Genomic DNA, 16,501 nt, shown 5'->3' on the forward strand with positions numbered 1-16,501 from the left:
GCCTACACTAGAGCGGTTGCCTGGGCACCTCTGTGTCCGCTGGCGCCTCGCGTAGGCGGACGGTCCAGGCACCGAGAGCTCGTCAGAGAACTCATCCGGTCGGTAAGTGCCGTCCGGACCAGCCGAATTGTTGTAGGCCCACGGTCACCTCGCGCAAGCGGGGAGATGCTGCATGGGAACCGCAGCGAGAAAGGTGTCGAGGTCTAACCATGACCATGACTGATCCGATCGCAGACTTCTTGACACGTCTGCGCAACGCCAACTCGGCGTACCACGATCAGGTGAAGGCGCCCCACTCCAAGCTCAAGGCGAACATCGCCGAGATCTTGAAGCGTGAGGGCTACATCGCCGACTACCGCACCGAGGACGCGACCGTGGGCAAGTCCCTCGTCGTCGATCTGAAGTACGGCCCCAGCCGTGAGCGCAGCCTGCAGGGCCTGCGTCGCGTCTCGAAGCCGGGTCTGCGTGTGTACGCGAAGTCCACCAACCTGCCCAAGGTCCTCGGCGGCCTCGGCGTGGCGATCATTTCCACGTCGACCGGTCTGCTCACCGACCGTCAGGCGGCCAAGCAGGGCGTGGGCGGCGAAGTCCTCGCCTACGTCTGGTAAGGGAGGACTACTAATGTCGCGTATTGGTAAGAAGCCCATCGAGATTCCGGCCGGCGTCGACGTCACCATCGACGGCCAGGTCGTCACGGTGAAGGGTCCCAAGGGCACCCTGTCGCACTCCGTGGCCGAGCCGATCACCGTCGCCAAGGGCGAGGGCAACGAGCTCGAGGTCCAGCGTCCGAACGACGAGCGCGCAAACCGCTCGCTGCACGGCCTGAGCCGCACCCTGATCGCCAACATGATCGAGGGTGTCACCAAGGGCTACGAGAAGAAGATGGAAATCTTCGGTGTCGGTTACCGTGTGGCCGCCAAGGGCTCGAACCTCGAGTTCGCCCTGGGTTACAGCCACCCGGTGCCGATCGAGGCCCCGGAGGGCATCACCTTCGCGGTGGAATCGCCCACCAAGTTCTCCGTGTCCGGAATCGACAAGCAGAAGGTCGGCCAGATCTCCGCTGTCATCCACGGACTGCGTAAGCCCGACCCGTACAAGGGCAAGGGCATCCGCTACGCCGGCGAGGTCGTTCGCCGCAAGGTCGGAAAGACGGGTAAGTGATCATGGCGCAAACCGAAAACCAGAAGGCCAAGCGGGTTCCGCTGGGCAAGGACGTTTCCACGAAGCGTCGTCTGTCGAAGACCCGCCGTCACTTCCGTCTGCGCAAGAAGGTCGTCGGCACCACCGAGCGTCCGCGCCTGGTGGTCAACCGCTCCTCGCGGCACCTGCACGCCCAGCTCGTCGACGACTCGGTCGGCAAGACCATCGCCGCCGCGTCCTCGATCGAGGCCGATGTGCGTGCGCTGGAGGGCGACAAGTCCGCCAAGGGCGCCAAGGTCGGTCAGCTGATCGCCGAACGTGCCAAGGCTGCCGGTATCGAGGCGGTCGTGTTCGACCGTGGTGGTCACGACTACCACGGCCGTATCGCGGCGCTGGCCGATGCCGCTCGTGAAGGCGGGTTGAAGTTCTGATGACTGTTATTTCGAACGGAAGGAACGTCTGATGCCGGGACGTCAGCGGCGTGACGGCGGCAGCGGACCCGCCGGACAGAACCCCAATGCCCCCGAGGGCGGCCGTGGCGATCGTCGCGGTGGCGGCGACCGTCGTGGCGGTGACCGTCGGGACCAGGCCGCCGAGAAGAACCAGCTCGAGCGCGTAGTCGCGATCAACCGCGTCTCCAAGGTCGTGAAGGGTGGTCGTCGCTTCAGCTTCACCGCCCTCGTGATCGTCGGTGACGGCAACGGTCTGGTCGGCGTCGGCTACGGCAAGGCCAAGGAAGTTCCCGCGGCCATCCAGAAGGGTGTCGAGGAGGCTCGCAAGGGCTTCTTCCGCGTCCCGATGATCGGCTCGACCATCACTCACCCGGTTCAGGGTGAGGCGGCGGCCGGTGTCGTCATGCTGCGTCCGGCTTCGCCCGGTACCGGTGTGATCGCCGGTGGCGCGGCGCGTGCCGTGCTCGAATGCGCTGGCATTCACGACATTCTGGCCAAGTCGCTCGGTAGCGACAATGCGATCAACGTCGTTCACGCGACGGTTGCCGCGCTCAAGATGCTCCAGCGTCCCGAAGAGGTTGCCGCGCGTCGCGGTCTGCCGATCGAGGATGTCGCTCCGGCGGGCATGCTGCGTGCGCGTGCAGGACAGGGAGCCTGACATGGCTGATCTCAAGGTGACCCAGATCAAGAGCACCATCGGCGCCAAGGCGAATCAGAAGGAGTCCCTGCGTACGCTCGGCCTCCGCAAGATCCGCCAGACGGTTGTCCGTGAGGACAACGCTCAGAACCGCGGTCTGATCAACGTCGTGCGCCACCTCGTAACAGTTGAGGAGGTCTGACATGACCATCAAGTTGCACCACCTGCGTCCTGCGCCGGGTTCCAAGACCGAGAAGACCCGTGTGGGTCGCGGTGAGGGTTCCAAGGGTAAGACCGCTGGTCGTGGTACCAAGGGCACCAAGGCCCGCAAGAACGTCTCCCCGGCGTTCGAGGGTGGCCAGATGCCGCTGCACATGCGCCTGCCGAAGCTCAAGGGCTTCACCAACCGCTTCCGCGTGGAGTACCAGGTTGTGAACGTGGGCCGCATTGCGGAGCTGTTCCCCGAGGGCGGCACGGTCGGTAAGGCCGAGCTCGTCGCGGCCGGCGCCGTTCGCAAGAACGAGCTGGTCAAGGTCCTCGGCGATGGTGAAATCGGTGTGGCGGTCCAGGTGACCGCCGACAAGGTGACCGGCTCCGCCAAGGAGAAGATCGCCGCCGCCGGTGGCACCGTCACCGAACTGGCCTGACGGTACTGTAGTTAGCAGTGGACACCGGACGAGTCGAGAGCTCGTCCGGTGTCACTGTTAGAGTTCAAGTGTTGTCTGCCAAGCTCGTCATCGGCTGACGTATCCCACACGATGCGGTGTTGGTTCAGTCGCATGGCATGACCATGTCGTTCGCCAGGAGGATCTGTGCTTTCCGCCTTCGTATCGGCCTTCCGGACTCCGGACTTACGGCGGAAGATTCTCTTCACGCTGGGGTTGATCGCGTTGTACCGGTTGGGTGCCGCGCTGCCGTCCCCCGGCGTCGACTACCAAGCAGTCCAGGAATGCGTGAAGCTGGTTTCCGGTGGCGAGTCCGCCGGGATATACCAGCTCATCAACCTGTTCTCCGGTGGTGCGCTGCTGCAGCTTTCGGTGTTCGCGATCGGCATCATGCCGTACATCACCGCGAGCATCATCATCCAGCTGCTCACCGTCGTCATCCCGCGCTTCGAGGAGTTGCGCAAGGAAGGCCAGTCCGGCCAGACCAAGATGACGCAGTACACCCGCTATCTGTCGATCGCCCTGGCGATCCTGCAGGCAACGGGTCTCGTCGCGCTTGCCGCCCGCGGTCAGCTGCTACAGGGCTGCCAGCAGGACATCCTGGCTGACACCAGCATCTTCGGCATGATCATCATCGTCTTGGTGATGACCGCCGGTGCGGCGTTGGTGATGTGGTTCGGCGAGCAGATCACCGAGCGCGGTGTCGGTAACGGCATGTCGCTGCTCATCTTCTCCGGTATCGCCGCGCGCATCCCGCTCGACGGCAAGGCGATCCTGGACACCCGCGGTGGTCTGGTCTTCGGTCTGGTGTGTGTCGCCGTGCTGGCGATCATCGTGGCGGTGATCTTCGTCGAGCAGGGTCAGCGCCGGATTCCGGTGCAGTACGCCAAGCGCGTCGTCGGCCGCAAGATGTACGGCGGTTCGTCGACCTACCTGCCGTTGAAGGTCAACCAAGCCGGTGTCATCCCGGTGATCTTCGCGTCCTCACTGCTGTACCTGCCCAACCTGGTCGCGCAGCTGACCGGGTCGAGCACGGCGACGGAGCCGAGCTGGTGGCAGGAGATCATCCAGAAGTATCTGGTCGACCCGACCAACCCGGTCTACATCGCCATCTACTTCGGTCTGATCGTGTTCTTCACCTACTTCTACGTCGCGATCACCTTCAATCCGGAGGAACGCGCCGACGAGATGAAGAAGTTCGGTGGCTTCATTCCGGGCTATCGTCCGGGTAAGCCGACCGCCGACTACCTGAATTTTGTTCTGAGCCGCATCACCCTGCCTGGCTCGATCTACCTCGGCGCGGTCACCGTCCTCCCGAGCTTGTTCCTCGGCGCGGGCAGCACTGGCCAGTCGGCGAACATGGCCTTCGGCGGTGCCGCGGTGCTCATCATGGTCAGTGTTGGTCTCGACACGGTCAAGCAGATCGAGAGCCAGCTGATGAATCGAAATTACGAAGGGTTCCTCAAGTGAGAGTTGTTCTGCTCGGTCCGCCGGGTGCCGGCAAAGGTACTCAGGCCGTCCTGCTGTCGGAAAAGCTGGGCGTTCCGCACATCTCCACCGGAGACCTCTTCCGCGCGAACATCAGCCAGCAGACCGCCCTCGGTCGTGAAGCGCAGAAGTACATGGACGCGGGCGACCTCGTCCCCAGCGACGTCACGAACCGCATGGTCGAGGCCCGCGTGGCCGAGCCGGACGCCGCGAACGGCTTCGTGCTCGACGGCTACCCGCGCACGGTCGATCAGGGCGATGCGCTGAAGAAGATCCTCGAGAACCACGGCAAGGAACTCGACGCCGTGCTGTGCTTCGTGGTGCCCGAGTCGCTGCTCAAGGACCGGATGCTCGCCCGTGGCCGCGCCGACGACACCGAAGAGGTGATCGACAACCGCCTGCGCGTCTACCGCGAGGAGACCGAGCCGCTGCTCGAGTACTACGACGGTCTGGTCGTGACGGTCGAAGGCGTCGGCGAGGTCGACGACGTCAACGCGCGGGCGCTGCAGGCGCTCGGACGCTGATGGTCTTCAGCCGTAAGAAGAAGGTCGTGCCGTTCCGTTCGGCGGGCGAGCTGGATGCCATGGCGGCAGCCGGCGCGATCGTCGGACGGACGCTCGTCGCCGTCCGCGCCGCGGCCAAGCCCGGCGTGTCGACGCTGGAACTGGACGAGGTCGCCGAGCAGACGATCCGTGACGCGGGCGCCGTCCCGTCGTTCAAGGGTTATCACGGCTTCCCCGGCTCGATCTGTTCTTCGGTCAACGACCGTGTGGTCCACGGCATCCCCTCGGCGACGGACATCCTCGCCGAGGGTGATCTCGTGTCCATCGACTGCGGTGCCATCCTCGACGGCTGGCACGGTGACTCGGCCTGGACCTTCGGCGTCGGCACCATCATCGAGGCCGACCGGTTGCTGAGCGAGGCGACCAGGCTGTCGATGGAAATGGGCATCGCCGCGATGCTGCCCGACAACCGCCTCACCGACGTCTCGCACGCCATCGAGCTCGGTACCCGCGCCGCCGAGCGCGAGCACGGCCGCGCCTACGGCATCGTCGACGGTTACGGTGGCCACGCCATCGGCCGCGAGATGCACATGGACCCGTTCCTGCCGAACGAAGGCGCCCCCGGCAAGGGGCCGCGCCTGGTCGTCGGCTCGGTGCTGGCTATCGAGCCGATGCTCACCCTCGGCACCACCGAGACCAGGACCCTCGATGACGACTGGACTGTCGTCACGACTGACGGCTCCCGCGCCGCGCACTGGGAGCACAGCGTCGCCGTCACCGAGGACGGCCCGCGCATCCTCACCTTGCGCCCGGAGTAGTTCGCGCGCACAAGTTTCCGCCGACGGCCCGGTCAGCCTTCCAGCAGGATGGTGACCGGGCCGTCGTTCGTCAGCTCGATCCGCATATGGGCCCCGAAGTGCCCGGTGGCCACGGTCGCGCCGAGTTCGCGCAGCGTATCGGCGAAGGTGTCGACGAGTGGTTCGGCGAGCTCACCGGGAGCGGCCGCGTTCCAGGACGGGCGCCTGCCTTTGGCGGTATTCGCGTAGAGCGTGAACTGACTGACGACCAGAATCGGTGCGCCGAGATCGGCGGCGGAGCGCTCGCCGTCGAGAATGCGCAGTCGCCACGCCTTGTCGGCGAGGGCTTTCGCCGTCGCCTCGGTATCGGTGTGGGTGGCGCCGACCAGGGCGAGCAGGCCGTGCGGCACCCCCGCCTCGGCCGGATCGATCCGGCCGACGACCTTGTCGTCGACAGTCACCTGGGCACTGGTCACCCGCTGCAGCAGTACTCGCACAGCACCCGATCATGCCAGGCGCCGGATCCGGGTCAGGATTTGCCGAAGAACAGGATGTCGGGGCCGTACTCGGTGAGCGGGCGGTTCTCGGCGGCCTGGCGGATACCGCTGCCGGGCAGTTCGGTGACCTTGGCGAACATCTCCGCGTTGCCGAAGGCCGCGCGGACCTGGGTTTCGGAGGCGTAGTCGGCGCCGTAGTCGGCCAGCGTCGCGAAATCCAGTGGGGCCAGTGGTGCGTCGAGCGGCGCCTGGCCGCTCGGCCTGCCGAGTGCGGCGTACTGGGTGGCGACGCCGTTGTCGTAGAGGCACAGTTCGTAGGAGATGTTCTCGATGGTGGCGACGGTGAGCACCGGCCACTTCTCCGAGAGGCGAACGGCGAGGGGATGGTTGCCGAGCCCGCCGATCTCCCAGTTCAGGCTCTTCACCGAAATCCAGCTGCCGGAAGACTTTTCGACCAGAACTACGTCCGCGGCGAGTTCGGTCGCGGTGTTGGTGACGGGTTCCTTCACACCCCAGTGCTTTTCGTGCACACCGGCGAACCTGCCCGCATCCACCGGTTCGGCGCCGTCGCGTGCGTAGGCCGCCACGATCGCGGCCCGCACCTGGTCGAGCGCGTCCGGCGCCGAACAGCGCACCGCGAGCGCGCCGTAGGTCGCCGAGATCTCCACCGGTCGCGAGGGCGGCTCCGGCATCGCGCCTGCCGCGAGAGGCTTGAGCCCGACGAGGGCGAGCCGCCAGTTGATCTCGTCGATCGTGGCCAGGTCGCCACCCGACTGATAGAGGATCTGCTGCTGGGTGAGCCTGCCGGCGCGCTCGAGCGTCGACGCTCCCAGCTTCACCAGGGCCTGCGTGGTCTTGACGGTGAGATCGAGTTCCTCGACCCGGGTTTCGCGCAAACGCGCGGTACTGGCGGCCGAGGTCACCTCCGAATACAGCGCGCGATAACTCGCGATGGCCTGCTTGCGTGAGCGGCCGACCATCATGGTGCGCAGCAAGGTGCTCAGGCTCGCCAGGTACTTACCCGGCTGCTCGGGATCGCGCGCGTACCTGGCCGCCCTGATCCGTACCGCGTCCTCGGTCGCCGCCACCGCCGCGTCGTGATCGAGCCGCATCAGCCAGACGCCGCACTTGGACAGCCCGTCGGCACACATCGGCGACACGTCGGGATAGTCCCGCGCGACCTGCCGGTACGCCTGACAGGCACTGCGAATGGTGTTGGTGGCGAGCTGCCGGTGCCCGACCAGCCGGGTCGCCTGCTCGAACAGGCGTAGCGAATCCTGCAGCGCACCGGCGTATTCGTAGCTGACAAAGCCGCCGACGAGCCAGTGCAACCGGATCGCCACCGCTTCCTGCGCCGGCTCCAGCGCCTCGGCGGTGCGGTCGCGACCCGATGGGTCGTCGCGGGTGGTGAGCAGGCCCTGGGCGAGCTCGGTGAGTGAGCCGGCCAGCCGCAGGTAATCCTCGGGGTGCTGGCTCCTGGTAGTAGTGCGGTCGGTCGCGACGCGCCGTTCGAGGCCGCTCAGGTCGGTCATGAGCAGTTCCATCGCGACGTCAATCTCCGACCCCATCAATCGTTGGTGCTAGTGCAGCGACGCGGCGGTTGCTGCTCGATCGAGTCTGTCACAGATCGGTGCGAGCCGCCCGGCTGACGGTGGGGGAAAGTTGTCGTTGCCGGAAGACTCTGGGGCTGTGCAGATTCCATTGCGGTGGCTAAGCTTCGGGGCATTCCGGTCCGAGGGAGACGGGCCGCGTTGACGTGCGTCGAGGAGCTGGTGTGGGAGAGAAGACTCCGTGGGATGGGGCGGCCGGAAAGGCGAGCATCCGGGTCGAGACCGGCGCCGCGCTCCAGGCCGCCAATGCCTGCCGTGACGTCATCGCGGTGCTGAAAGGGTGCCAGGAGCTGCTCGCACCCGGTAAAATCAACAACTTCTCCGTCGCCGCGATCGGCGGCACCGAGGTGCACGCGCAACCGCTGCGGACGCGGTTCATCGAGGAGACAAAGCAGGCGTCGGATTCGGTCGGTCGGTTCATCGACGCGCTGCACGACATGGGCGACATGTTCAAGGCGGCCGGTGCGGAGTACACCGGTAGTGACGGCGTGTCCGCCAGCGACCTCGCCGCGTTGAAGAAGGATCTCAGCGGCGTATCGACCTCGCCGGGCGCGGCGAATCTGAAAGACGCTGTCGCCAAGTCCCCGGTGTACCTGCCGCCGCATTACCAGGCGGTGACCGGCAATTACACGGTGCACGACGACGACATCGAGGTGGCCAAGAAGCCGTCCGTGAAGACAGCGCTCGCCAGGGCCGAGGGCGCCGATGTGTTCAAGCATCACGCGCGCGGACCATCGAGCATGGGGTGGACGGATCTGCAGGACCTCGGCCGCCGAATCCAATGGTCCCACGTGTCGGCGGAGATACCGACCTGGAAGGTGCTGGCCGATCAGGTGGAGTCGGTCGGCACGAACTTCCAGACGGCGGTCCGCACGATCACCACGACGAACTGGGAAAGCAATGGCGGTGACGCCGCCTTCGCCGCCGTGCAGGGGTTCGTCGGGTCCCTCGGCTCGCTGCGTGACGGCTTCTTGATGATGCACTCGGCCCTGCAGTACACCGCCGACTTCCTGCACGCGACCGCGGCGTCGATGCCGGTGCCCGCCAACGGCGAGACCTGTGACGATGTCGGTGAGGTGCAAGAGCTGTATCGCAAGCATTACTACGTCGGCTTCGATGACGTGCAGAACATGTTCCCGGTGGCCGCCGAACCCACGGCGCCCCAGGGCGCGCTCGGTCCGCCGCCGGAGAAGAGGAAAGAGGACCCGGGCAAGCGCGACGACACCGGGGGCAGCACCGGAGGCCAGGGCGGGGGGAACACCGGCGGCGGTTCCGGCGGCAGCGGTGCCGGAAGCCAGGGCGGCGCCGGAAGCCAGGGCGGCGGCGGCAGCCAGCAGACCGGTTCCCAGCAGCAACAGGATGCCCTGCAACAGCAGCGTGCGGATCTGGCCGGCCAGCAGCAGGCGCTGGACAAGCAGAAGCAGCAACTCACCGATCAGGCGACGCAACTCCAGAACGCGGCCGGGCAGAATCAGACCGGCGGTGGCCTGACCGGTTCCGGCGGCAGCAAAGGTTCGGGGAGTACCGGCAGCACGGGAACCGTCAGCTCCGGGACCGGTTCCAGTAGCGGCTCCGACGGCATCTCTTCGCTGGTCTCCGCGATTTCGGGGGTCGTCTCCACGGTCACGCAGGCCCTGCCGTCGGTCATCGCGGCACTGTCCTCGATCGACACGAGCGCGCTCACGCCGGACTTGACGCAATTGACACAGGCGCTGAGCCAGTTCCCCGACCTGCGGGCGGCGATCTCGGATTCGCCGGAGTTCGCCACGCTGATGGCCGAGCATCCCGAACTGGTGCCCGCCGCCCAAACCATCGGGCTGACGGTGGACACCCCGACCGCTGTCGCGGTGCCGACCGCCGGGGTGGCACCGGCGGCCGGGCCGGCGACGAGCGAGCCGACGACAGCGTCGGTCGGCGCGGCCGCGTTCCCCCGCGCCGCACTGCCGGATTTCAGCAATCTGGGATCCCTCGCCGACTTTGTCTCGCCCATTGTCGCGGCGAGCACCGGCGTCGCCGCGCCCGTGCTCCCGGAACCCGCCGAGATCGCCACCGAGGTCGACGGCGCGCACGTGGAGAGCAGGTCGTGACCCGCACCTGGGAATTCACCGATGTCGAATTCCACGTGCTCTGGCAGCGGCTGGTGGGTACGACCATGCCGCGGCCGCTCTCCTTCGTGACCGAGGTGCAGGACGCGCTCGAATTCGAGCGGTTGGCACACGAGGCGTGGCAGCGGCTCCGCGAGACGATCGACGGCGAATTGCATGCCGCCATCGACGTATTGGCTCGGCCGGAGGTCTATGTGCGGCTGCGCGGGTGGCATGACCGCGCGTCGGAGGATCCGAAGTACATGATCAAGGCGCGGGCCGCTCGTTCCGGGGCACAGGGATATCTGCTGTACCAGAAGCCGGGTATCACGTCGTGGCACAGCTCCGGCTACACCGTGGTCGAGTGCGGTCCGCACGGGGTGGCCGAGGCGATCGTCGGGCACATGCCCGAGCTGGGTGCGGGCAAGTCGGGAATCATTCCGCTGGTCGGTGGGCAACCGACCGGGCAGCCCGATTTCGAGTCGCGTCCGTCGATGATCTTCGAGGAGGCCGACACCGGGATCGCCGCCCGCAGCGCCGCCTTCTTCGACATCGAGGCCCAGCGGACCGGGCTCGTGGAGATCCTGCAGAACCAATCCATGTTCGGCTCGCGCGGTATGCACCGCGACATTCTGCTGTGGCGTGATCTCCCGGACGACGGCCGCTATGTGATCGCCCTGCCCTCCGACGAGCCCACCGCCGTGCCGATGGCCCGTCCCGACCTGCTCGCGGCCATCGACGCCTCCATCGCCCGGATGATGGCCCGCGTCGAATCACATTGGGAGGCAAGTGCCTAGCCTGGGTGGATTCGGCGAGAACGTCGAGCCCGATGTGCCGTTCTCGCTCGGCCCTCGGGTGCGCGAGTCCGCGGCGCCGGATCCGGCCGAGGAGATCACCGAACTGGCGTACCGGATCGCCAGGGAGACCGCGGCACTCGGCCCGGCGGGCTGGCGGAACCTGACCGCCGTGTTCGCGTTGACCGTCGAGGCAGAGGTAGCCCATCTGCTGTTCGAGGACGCGCACGGTGCGACGGTCCGGGCGCTGCCGAACGCCGACATCGTCGACGCGGTGCGCGAGCACCGGAAGCTGTCGGCAGGCTACGGCGACGGACCGTGGTGGCGGCTCGTGGTGACGATGAGCAGCACCGGCGAACTCGACGTCGACCACGACTACGGCGACGAGCCGTTCCCGGATGATCAGCTTTTCGCGCCGCGGGCCTACCTGGCCGACCTCGAGGTCTATCCACGACGCCGGCTGCCGGTGTGGCTGGCCGCCTATCTGCACCATGGCGGCAGGCAGCTGCGCTCACCGGGTGCGGCGGCGCAGCGGGCGCGGCTCGATGTCGTGGCAGAAGTGCGAGCCACTGTGTCGGAGTTCGACTTTCCGGCGTACCCGATCATGCGTGCGCGCTGGGCGGTGATCGCGGCCGCGTTCGTGGCTGCCGGTTCCGCTCGGGGCCCGCGGATGCTGCCTGCCCTCGGTTGGTTCGAGGGCGGTTCCCGCAGTGGCTCGACGCTGTACGAGGTGCCGGGTGGCCGCGCGGTGCTCTCCGGCGGCGTGTGGAATGCGATGGCGCTCGATGCCGCCTACAACGAGGACGCCGAACTGCCCGCGCTGTACGCGGGTGCGCCCGAGTGGGTGGCGGATCCGGTGGTCAACACCAGGGCCGGGCACGGTCTGCTGTCGTTCTGCTACTGGTGGGAGGACGGCGCCTGGTATCGCGGCGAGTCTCCCGCCGCCGATCATCTCGCCGAAGCCGTGCCGGGAATCTGGACGGCCGACACCGCGGCGCAGGTGGTCGCCGGCTTGCTCGACGCCGAGGCGAGCGACCGGCAGCGAGCGGCCGCCCGCGCGCTGGTCGACGCTGCGGAGCGCGGCGTCGCGACCCGCGAGGCGATCGTCGAGATATTCGGTGACGACGGCACTTTCGATGTCGACGCCGCGATGTACCAGCTGACCCTGGCCGGCGTCACCGAGGCCGGGGCGGGGCGGGCAGCCCTCTGAGCGTCGGGTCGTACACGATGACCATCCGATGGTCCGGCCGCGGCGCGGAGAAGGAGTCCATCTTGTCCTTGTTCAGGACATTGCTGGCGCCGGCGTCGATGGTGTAGTCGTAATCGTTGTTGCCCGCGCCGGGGAACTCCGTGTACTCCTCGATGCGGAACGGCGGCCGGTTGTCGTAGTGGTCGAGCAGGGCCGTCCACAGCTGGTCGCCGTCGATGTGGCCACGATCGCCGGGGGTGCCCTTGCTCGGGTCGGCGGCCTCGGACTTCATGTCCCACTGCAATTCGATCCGGCCGCCGGGGGCGAGGGTGTGCTCCAGATTCGCCGCGATGGACAGGTAGGCCTCGGGCGGGAGCTTGGCGCTGACATTGTTGACGAAGATCCGGCCGACACCCCCGGTGGTGCCGTCGCCCAGAATGTGTCCGCCGCCGAGCATGTCGCCGAAGACCAGCACGGTCCCGGCTTCGGTCAGCGGGCCGGGATCGAGAATCCCGAGGCTGCGCCTGCGCTGGCTCGGAATCGCGAAGGATTCGGCCAGTTCGGTTTTCACGACCAGCCCGCCGCCGGCGCGGTCGGCGGGTGGCGTCATCTCGACACCGAACGCGCTGCGCCCGACACCCACGTCGACGGTGTGCCCGTTCGGCACCCCGGTCGGTGGCCGGTGGACGAGCTCCACCCTCTCGTTGTTTGTGCCGAAGACGTTCTGCTCCAAGGGAAGTCGATGCAGCGGCTGGGGCCGGGGAATGATCTCCACGGCCGAGACGCCGTGCACCGGGTCGTGGATCATCACGGTGTACTCGATATTGATCCCGTTCTCGGCGGCGGTGCGGTTCGCCCGGTCGACGCTGTGCAGGAGTTCGCTCATCGAGCCTGCGACACCGTCGACCTCGAGGCGGCCGGTGCCGTGCTCGAGGACGGCCGCGAACCGGTTCGGCGAGGTGGCCAGTGTTTCCGCCGCGTCGTACATGCGCTGGAACGCCTCGGGACCCATGGCGGCACGGAACGGTTCCGGCATCGCCGTGTGGAATCGGTCGATGGCTTCGTGCAGATCGCGCACGCGCTGTGCCGCAGCCGGATTCGGATCGTTGATGGCGATATTGAGCGGGTCCATGGCCGCCATCAGGTGTTTGGTCGGCACGTGCTGACGGGCTTCGCGGAAATTCGGGTTCTCGAAAATCGGGTCGAAGATGCGCCGGGCAAGCTCCTCGCGCATGCGCGCGTCGAGTCCACGGCGTTCGTTGGTGACCAGGTCGCGCACGTGTTCGCCCGCCGCCAGCTCGCTCAGCGTCGCCAGGTGAGCGGCACTGCCACGATCGTATTCGGCCGCGGTGAGCGATTCGCCGAAGATCGGGCGCTGCTCGGTCAGGCCCGAGCGCTCGAGCGAATAGCGGTGCGCGAGAACCGGATCGTGGCTGGTGAGCAGGTGTTCGGCGGTGCTGCCCGGACGCAGGTCGATGCGCCCGGCGAGATCGGCGAGATCGCGGCGCAGCCCCGGGAGTTGTTCCGCCCGTGCGGGATCGATGGTGGCCGCGTCGATCTTGTTGAGCAGCACGCGAACTTCGGCGAACCGGCCGCCGAGGTGATCGGTCAGCCGATCGGGACGCTCCGCCACGGGATCGATGATGATCTCGGGTTCCTGCGCGAGCCGGATCTCGGCGATCTCGTGCGCGATGCCACGCACGACATCCTGGTCTCGTGCGCGCGGTGAGACGTGCACGTCGTAGCCCGTGCCGTCGGGACGGCTCCGGAATTCGGCGACAGCGCCGCCGGTCGTCGGTTCGACCTGGACGCTGATAGTGCGGCCGTCGGGCAGGCGGAAATGCTTGGTGTCGCGGTTCCAGGCCACGTCCTCCGGCGTGACGAGCGCGAGGTTGTCCTCCACCACATGGACGACTTCGCGGGTGGTCAGATTCGGCTGGTTGGGTGGGCGCGCATCACCATGGAACTCCCCGACGCTCGCGGCGGCTCCGTGGTGCGGATCCAGCGTGGTACCGGGCCGCGTACCCGGCTCGACGACCGGCAGCGCGGGCCGGGTATCGAAGAGGCCGTCGCGCACCAGGATCGAGATCGACTCGATGTTCTGGCCGGGGTAGTGCTCCTGGATGTTCTTGCTCACCGACTTCAGCGGCATGCTGATGTCGGACTTGGAACTGATGATGCCGTTGAGGGTGGCGTTGGCGAAGGTCTTCGCCTCGCTGTTGTACAGCGGGCGGTTCGCCATGATGTGGTCGGCGAGTTCGACCAGTTGCGGATGGGACAGCTCACGCAACGGCACCAGCACGCGCGGGGTTTCACCGACCGGCTTGAGCGCGACCTTGCCGTCGAACCGGTCGACCAGCATCCGATCGAAGGTGCCCTGGTCGGTGAAGACCGCGAGATCGACATCGTTGGCCCGCGGCGTGCGCAGCGACGACCCCTGGATCACGACGTCACCGACCGGCAGGCCCGCCTCCCGGAGGCCGCCGACCAGGTCACTGCTGAACTTCCGGAACTCCGCGGCGTCGGTGAACTTGTACGGGTAGCCGCGTTCGGTGACGACCTCGACCCAGTTGTGCATCTGCTCGGTGAGTTCGGGTGCGGTGATCGGCTTGGCGGTCCGGGAGCCGACCTGCACCATGTCCTGGATGGTCCGCTGGTCGAGTCCGAGTTTGCGCCCCTCGCCGATGATCGTGGCCAGCTCCGCCTCGGAGTAGGTGAGCTCGAATTTGCCGGGGCGTTCGGCGATCCAGGCGCGCACGTTCGCGGCGATGGGGTCGGCGGGGACGGGTTCGCCGCGACCCTGCTCGGGGACGGCGAGCTCGGCGCGGGACGGTTCGCTGGTCGTCGGCTCGGCGCGGGACGGCTCTTTGTTCGTCGGCTCGCTGCGGGACGGTTCGCTAGTTGTCGGCTCGCTGCGGCCGGGTTCGGGTTCCCCGGCCCGCGCTCGTTCCGGTACCGCCGGTTCCTTCGGCGTACTGTGCTCGCCCGCGCTCGCCGGCGCCTCGGCGGTGACACGGACCTGTTCGGCACCGGACTCGGTCCGGCGCTGCTCGCTCGCGCCCGCGACTTCGGCCGCGCGGTCCTTCGACGTCGCCGTGACGTTCGATTTGGCGCCACTTTGTTCGGCGAGCCCGGCTCTGGTGTTGCTCTTCGCGTCGCCCTGTCCCGCAGCGTCCTTGGCGGCCGGACGTTCACCGGCTCGCGATTCCGGCGCCGTGGTACCCGGACGTTCGGCGGGAGCGGGCCGGGCACCCGAATCCGTTGTACGCACACCGGATTCGGCGGGCCGCGCGGTGCCCTCGGCCCGGGCGCCGGAGTCGGTGCGGCCCTGGGACTCGGCCCGCATCGCCGCCTCGGACGGTCGCACCGCACTGCCGTCACGGGACGCGGAACCGGAGCTGTTCCACTTCTCGTGCAGTTGCTCGAGCCGCGCGACATGCTGGTCGCTGTACTGGCCCTTCGAATCCGTCTTGACGCCGTTCGCCTGTCGAGTGATCTCCTCGGCCCGCTTCTGCTCGGGCCCCGTCCCGACGCGGTCGGGATGGGTCTGCTTGACCAGATCGTTGTAGAGCTGCTTGCCTTCGCGCACGGAAGCTTCGGTGACGATGGGCGCCTTCGCCGCCGACGCGCCGGCCGGTGACATCCTGGGCGAATCCATGGTCGGCGCGTTCCCGAGTCCCGCGCCGTGCCGCACACCGTGCGCGCCGCCGAGTGCCGCACCGACGACGACCAGCTTCGGGTCGAAGGTGGTGTCGATCTTGTCGGCGTCGAAGTAGCCGTGGGTGAGCTGGTCGCCGACCTGCCAGGCGAGGCCGGCGCCGTACATGCCGAGCCCGCCCGCGGCGCCGCCGGTCACGCCGCTGGTCAGTCCACGCATGGCCGGGCTCAAACTGGTCCGGCCGAGCAGCTTGTGCATGCCCATGCCGACCGGGGCGCCGAGCAAACCGCCTGCGCCCCATTCGAATCCGGTGCGCAGGTTCTGGCCGATGTCGAACGAATCACGGTGACCCCTACGGAGCTGATCGGCCTGGATAAGGCCGTCAAGGCCCAAACCCATGCCGCCCGCCTTCAGGCCCGCGATGGCGATCTGCTTCAGATAGGGCTTGAGCAGATTGCGCAGGCCGACCCGGCCCGCCTCCAGTGCCAGCTGCTGGAGGCCGCGATTGGCGGCCGTCCCGATGGCGGTTCGGCCCGCGGCCAACGCCAGCGGCACCCCGGCCGACCCCCACGGCCAGGCGGCGATCAGCGCGTAGATCGCGTAGGCGGTGATGAGGGCGAAGCTGCCCTCCATGATCTTGGTGTATTCGAGCTGGGTGCCGCCGTTGCGGGTATAGGTGCCCAGCTCCTCCAGCGCCTTGGCCAGCTCGTCCACGGAATGCGGCCCGGCGAACAGTTTGTCGAACTCCTGCTTGACCGCGACCGCGCCATCGCCGCTGTAGAACTTCGCCGTGGCGTCGGTGACGGCGCGCAGATCCGGCTCGAGCCGGCGCAGTTCTTCGGCGGCCTGCTTCCACGCGTCCCCGAGGGCGAACAGGTCGTCCTCGTCGCCCTTCGGATACGCCGTGCCGAAATTGAGCGCCTGCAGGATCCAGCCGGGGACGAGATCGAAAACCGAGGCTAGACCCGACATGAGTCACCTCCGCTG

At 67.5% G+C, this 16,501-nt stretch carries 15 protein-coding genes; 12 read left to right on the plus strand and 3 right to left on the minus strand.

The window, feature by feature from the left end; translation table 11 throughout:
• Positions 1-209: 209 nt before the first annotated feature.
• From rpsH to map, 9 genes are all read left to right on the plus strand, one after another.
• Complete coding sequence (gene rpsH / locus ACFVAV_RS19625; RefSeq protein WP_014981717.1) at positions 210-608, plus strand: 30S ribosomal protein S8; 399 nt, start codon at positions 210-212, stop codon at positions 606-608.
• A 13-nt stretch (positions 609-621) separates the two neighbouring features.
• Entirely contained in the window at positions 622-1,161 is a 540-nt protein-coding gene (gene rplF / locus ACFVAV_RS19630; protein ID WP_378853427.1) for a 50S ribosomal protein L6, read from the plus strand.
• 2 nt (positions 1,162-1,163) lie between these two features.
• Positions 1,164-1,571, plus strand: coding sequence for a 50S ribosomal protein L18 (gene rplR / locus ACFVAV_RS19635; RefSeq protein ID WP_379036385.1), 408 nt, complete (start codon positions 1,164-1,166; stop codon positions 1,569-1,571).
• 31 nt (positions 1,572-1,602) lie between these two features.
• A complete protein-coding gene (gene rpsE / locus ACFVAV_RS19640; protein WP_378853423.1) occupies positions 1,603-2,250 on the plus strand; it encodes a 30S ribosomal protein S5 in 648 nt (215 codons plus the stop codon).
• Between the two features lies 1 nt (position 2,251).
• The gene (rpmD, locus tag ACFVAV_RS19645) at positions 2,252-2,431 is read left to right on the plus strand and encodes a 50S ribosomal protein L30 (protein ID WP_188829836.1); all 180 of its coding nucleotides are present in this window, start codon (positions 2,252-2,254) and stop codon (positions 2,429-2,431) included.
• Between the two features lies 1 nt (position 2,432).
• Positions 2,433-2,876, plus strand: coding sequence for a 50S ribosomal protein L15 (rplO, locus tag ACFVAV_RS19650; RefSeq protein WP_019045071.1), 444 nt, complete (start codon positions 2,433-2,435; stop codon positions 2,874-2,876).
• 165 nt (positions 2,877-3,041) lie between these two features.
• Positions 3,042-4,364 carry a preprotein translocase subunit SecY gene (gene secY / locus ACFVAV_RS19655; RefSeq protein WP_379036387.1) on the plus strand — a complete coding sequence of 441 codons (1,323 nt, stop codon included), beginning with the start codon at positions 3,042-3,044 and terminating at the stop codon, positions 4,362-4,364.
• Entirely contained in the window at positions 4,361-4,906 is a 546-nt protein-coding gene (locus ACFVAV_RS19660; RefSeq protein ID WP_379036388.1) for an adenylate kinase, read from the plus strand. The genes secY and ACFVAV_RS19660 overlap by 4 nt, the downstream gene beginning before the upstream one ends.
• Positions 4,906-5,703: a type I methionyl aminopeptidase gene (gene map, locus ACFVAV_RS19665; protein WP_379036389.1), complete on the plus strand. Its 798-nt coding sequence runs from the start codon at positions 4,906-4,908 to the stop codon at positions 5,701-5,703. Before ACFVAV_RS19660 ends, map begins: the two co-directional genes overlap by 1 nt.
• Positions 5,704-5,735: 32 nt before the next feature.
• On the opposite strand, the gene dtd is transcribed toward map, so the two are convergent.
• Positions 5,736-6,179 (minus strand): D-aminoacyl-tRNA deacylase, encoded by a 444-nt coding sequence (gene dtd / locus ACFVAV_RS19670; RefSeq protein WP_379036390.1) that lies wholly within the window; start codon positions 6,177-6,179, stop codon positions 5,736-5,738.
• Between the two features lie 32 nt (positions 6,180-6,211).
• Complete coding sequence (locus tag ACFVAV_RS19675; protein ID WP_379036391.1) at positions 6,212-7,711, minus strand: hypothetical protein; 1,500 nt, start codon at positions 7,709-7,711, stop codon at positions 6,212-6,214.
• Positions 7,712-7,953: 242 nt separating this feature from the next.
• On the opposite strand from ACFVAV_RS19675, the gene ACFVAV_RS19680 reads away from it, so the two are divergent.
• From ACFVAV_RS19680 to ACFVAV_RS19690, 3 genes are read left to right on the plus strand one after another with little or no spacing between them, the layout of a single operon-like run.
• Complete coding sequence (locus tag ACFVAV_RS19680; protein ID WP_379036392.1) at positions 7,954-9,876, plus strand: hypothetical protein; 1,923 nt, start codon at positions 7,954-7,956, stop codon at positions 9,874-9,876.
• Positions 9,873-10,670 carry an ESX secretion-associated protein EspG gene (locus ACFVAV_RS19685; RefSeq protein ID WP_379036393.1) on the plus strand — a complete coding sequence of 266 codons (798 nt, stop codon included), beginning with the start codon at positions 9,873-9,875 and terminating at the stop codon, positions 10,668-10,670. The genes ACFVAV_RS19680 and ACFVAV_RS19685 overlap by 4 nt, the downstream gene beginning before the upstream one ends.
• The gene (locus tag ACFVAV_RS19690) at positions 10,663-11,877 is read left to right on the plus strand and encodes a hypothetical protein (RefSeq protein ID WP_379036394.1); all 1,215 of its coding nucleotides are present in this window, start codon (positions 10,663-10,665) and stop codon (positions 11,875-11,877) included. Before ACFVAV_RS19685 ends, ACFVAV_RS19690 begins: the two co-directional genes overlap by 8 nt.
• Here the strand turns inward: ACFVAV_RS19690 and ACFVAV_RS19695 are convergent.
• Positions 11,843-16,486 carry a hypothetical protein gene (locus ACFVAV_RS19695; RefSeq protein ID WP_379036395.1) on the minus strand — a complete coding sequence of 1,548 codons (4,644 nt, stop codon included), beginning with the start codon at positions 16,484-16,486 and terminating at the stop codon, positions 11,843-11,845. The two genes, ACFVAV_RS19690 and ACFVAV_RS19695, sit on opposite strands and share 35 nt — an antisense overlap.
• Positions 16,487-16,501 lie beyond the last annotated feature (15 nt).

The sequence above is a fragment of the Nocardia sp. NPDC057663 genome (genome assembly GCF_042799895.1).
In the GTDB taxonomy this organism is placed as follows: Bacteria; Actinomycetota; Actinomycetes; order Mycobacteriales; family Mycobacteriaceae; genus Nocardia.